This is a genomic window from Sulfuricurvum sp. (genome assembly GCF_022759005.1).
Lineage (GTDB): Bacteria > Campylobacterota > Campylobacteria > Campylobacterales > Sulfurimonadaceae > Sulfuricurvum.
This window is the reverse complement of the sequence record NZ_JAEMQA010000019.1, coordinates 1-3,439: the sequence shown is the minus strand read 5'-3', so window position 1 is coordinate 3,439 and position 3,439 is coordinate 1. Positions and strand designations below refer to the sequence as shown.

Genomic DNA, 3,439 nt, shown 5'->3' with positions numbered 1-3,439 from the left:
GGATAAACATGATTTCATTTAGGAGGATTTAATGTCATTGGATAGAAGAGAGTTTTTAAAAAGTGCCGCTGCCGCATCTGCTGTTGCGGCAGTCGGGATGGCCGTTCCTGCAAGTGTAGAGGCTGCCTCAAATCAAGCGCAAGCGGGATGGCGTTGGGATAAAGCGGCGTGCCGTTTTTGTGGAACAGGGTGTGGCATCATGATGGCGACCAAAGATGACAGTATCGTTGCTGTCAAGGGTGATCCACTCGCTCCCGTCAATCGTGGTCTTAACTGTATCAAAGGATACTTTAATGCCAAAATCATGTACGGTGCAGACCGCCTTACCCAACCCCTTTTGCGTATGAATGACAAAGGTGAATTTGATAAACACGGTAAATTTAAACCCGTCAGCTGGCAGCGTGCCTTTGATGAGATGGAAGTACACATCAAATCCGTTCTCAAAGAAAAAGGACCTACGGGGATTGCGATGTTTAGCTCCGGTCAACAAACCATTATGGAGGGGATTTCCGCCCTTAAACTCATGAAAGCGGGTTTCCGTACCAATAATATCGATCCCAATGCACGTCTGTGTATGGCATCTGCCGTTACAGGATTCATGAACGTTTTCGGTGCAGATGAGCCATCGGGATGTTATGATGATATCGAGCTTGCCGAAACCATCGTGGCTTTTGGTTCCAATATGGCAGAGATGCACCCTATTCTTTGGTCACGTGTTTCAGATCGCAAACTCAGCAATCCAGACAAAGTACAAGTAGTTGTTCTCTCAACCTACAAACACCGAACAATGGACCTTGCAGACGTAGAAATTATCTTCAAACCAAATACCGATTTGGCTATTTTTAACTACATTGCTCGTGAAATTGTTTATAACCATCCTGAAGCAATCGATTGGGATTTTGTCAATAAATACATCGTATTTGCTACCGGACCCGTTGATATTGGCTATGGATTGCGGGATGATATTCACCATCCAAAATACAAAAAAAGTGAACTTGATACCGCCGCGAAACAAAAATCCAAAGTACTCACCGCCGATGAGGGGGTTAGCTTAGGGTATTTGGGTTACAAAGCAGGCGATACGCTGGAGATGAAAAATACCAATGATGCTAATAAACATTGGAAAATCACTTTTGAAGAGTTCAAAAAAGGGCTTGCTCCTTATACTCTCGACTATACAGCGCACGTTTCAAAAGGCGATCCGGACGAAAGTATCGCTGATTTCAAAGCGAAACTTCAAAAAATGGCCGATCTCTACATCGAGCAAAAACGTAAATGCCTCACCTTCTGGACGATGGGATTCAACCAGCATACTCGCGGAACATGGATTAATGAGCAAGCGTATATGGTTCACTTTCTCCTCGGTAAACAAGCTAAACCGGGCAGTGGTGCATTCTCTCTAACTGGTCAACCATCAGCGTGTGGAACCGCACGTGAAGTAGGAACCTTTACCCATCGCCTCCCAGCGGATATGGTTGTCACCAATCCTGATCATCGTAAAAGAGCTGAGGAAATCTGGCACATTCCATCTGGTACACTCAATCCGAAAATCGGATCGCATTTCACCCAGATTCACCGTGATCTCGAAGACGGGAAAGTGAAATTCGCATGGGTCAGCGTATGTAATCCATATCAAGATACCGGCAATGCCGAACACTGGATCAAAGCAGCACGTGAAATGGATAACTTTATTGTTACCTCCGATGGTTATCCGGGGATTTCAGCGAAAGTGTCGGATTTGATTTTGCCGAGTGCAATGATGTATGAAAAATGGGGTGCGTACGGTAATGCGGAACGCCGAACACAGCACTGGCGTCAGCAGGTAACTCCGGTAGGGAATGCCATGTCAGATACATGGCAGTTTGTTGAACTCTCAAAACGCTTTACTATCAAAGAGGTATGGGGTGCGCAAAAAATCCCTGGGCTGGATGGCGGATTGCCAGATGTGCTCCCTGCAGCAAAAGCGATGGGATATAAAGAGACCGATACCCTTTATGATGTCTTGTTTGCCAACTCGACCTCTAAAAGCTATAAATGGCCTGATGCGGTAGGCAAAGGGTACCAAAATTCTGAAGTTGAAGGGGACAAACGTAATGTTGTCGGAAGTGATGGCAAACCGTTTAAAGGGTATGGCTTTTTCCTCCAAAAATACCTTTGGGAAGAGTACCGAAAATTCGGTGACGGACATGGTCATGACTATGCCGACTTTGATACCTATCATAAAGTACGCGGCTTGAAATGGCCGGTTGTAGATGGCAAAGAGACCGCATGGCGCTACAACGCAAAATACGATCCTTATGCGAAAAAAGCGAATAGCGGTCCATTCTCATTCTACGGACATGCGTTTAAAGAGATCCCATCGGGTAATCTCCAAGGGGTTACGGATCAAACCAAAGTCCATTTGGACGGCAAAGCGAAAATATTTTTCCGACCGTATATGGAACCGACCGAAGTACCGGATGCCAACTACGATATCTGGCTCTGTACCGGTCGTGTATTAGAGCACTGGCACAGCGGAACAATGACGATGCGGGTTCCTGAACTCTATCGTGCCGTTCCTGAAGCACTCTGTTATATCCATCCGAAAGATGCTGAAAAACGAGGTGTTAAACAAGGAGATATGGTTTGGGTCGAATCGCGTCGCGGTAAAGTAAAAGCGCACGTCGAAACACGCGGTCGTAACCGTCCTCCGCGCGGACTCGTATTTGTTCCATGGTTTGATGAAAAAGTCTTCATCAATAAAGTTTGTTTGGATCATACCTGCCCGATTTCCAAACAAATCGACCATAAAAAATGTGCTGTCAAAATCTATAAAGCGTAACGGATAGAGTCATGAAAAATTCTCCGACAAACGATCGTCGCCGCTTTCTCCTCTCCATCGCGAGAGGGATCGGGCTAAGTGCGATGGGTGCGTTAGTATGGAGTGCTTATGTGGGGGAGGTAAAAGCCGCTCCTTTAGTTTTGCGTCCTCCCGGTGCGTTAAAAGAAGATGAGTTCATTAAAAATTGTATCAAATGCGGACTATGTGTAGAAGCGTGCCCTTACGATACTCTCATGTTGGCAAAACCGGGAGATAACCTTCCAATAGGAACTCCATTTTTTACACCACGCACAATACCGTGCTATATGTGTAGCGATGTTCCTTGTGTTCCGGTGTGTCCAAGCGGCGCGCTTAATGAACCGTCGGTTAGTAACTATGTTCAAGCACATGCCAAACTCGATATCAATAAAGCCCGTATGGGACTGGCGGTTATCGACAGAGAATCGTGTATCGCCACATGGGGGATTCAATGCGACGCGTGTTATCGCGCCTGCCCTCTCATGGAACAAGCCATTACCATCGAATACTCAAAAAATGAACGAACAGGAAAACATGCGTTTCTTGTCCCAATTGTTCATGCGGATGTCTGTACGGGATGCGGTATGTGTGAACATGCCT

General features: G+C 46.0%; 2 protein-coding genes. Both read left to right on the top strand.

Features of this window, described 5'->3' with window-relative positions:
• Positions 1-37 precede the first annotated feature (37 nt).
• Complete coding sequence (gene napA / locus JHC35_RS01000; RefSeq protein WP_295041515.1) at positions 38-2,821, top strand: nitrate reductase catalytic subunit NapA; 2,784 nt, start codon at positions 38-40, stop codon at positions 2,819-2,821.
• Between the two features lie 11 nt (positions 2,822-2,832).
• A partial coding sequence (gene napG / locus JHC35_RS00995; protein ID WP_295041514.1) for a ferredoxin-type protein NapG occupies positions 2,833-3,439 on the top strand: 607 nt, incomplete at its 3' end.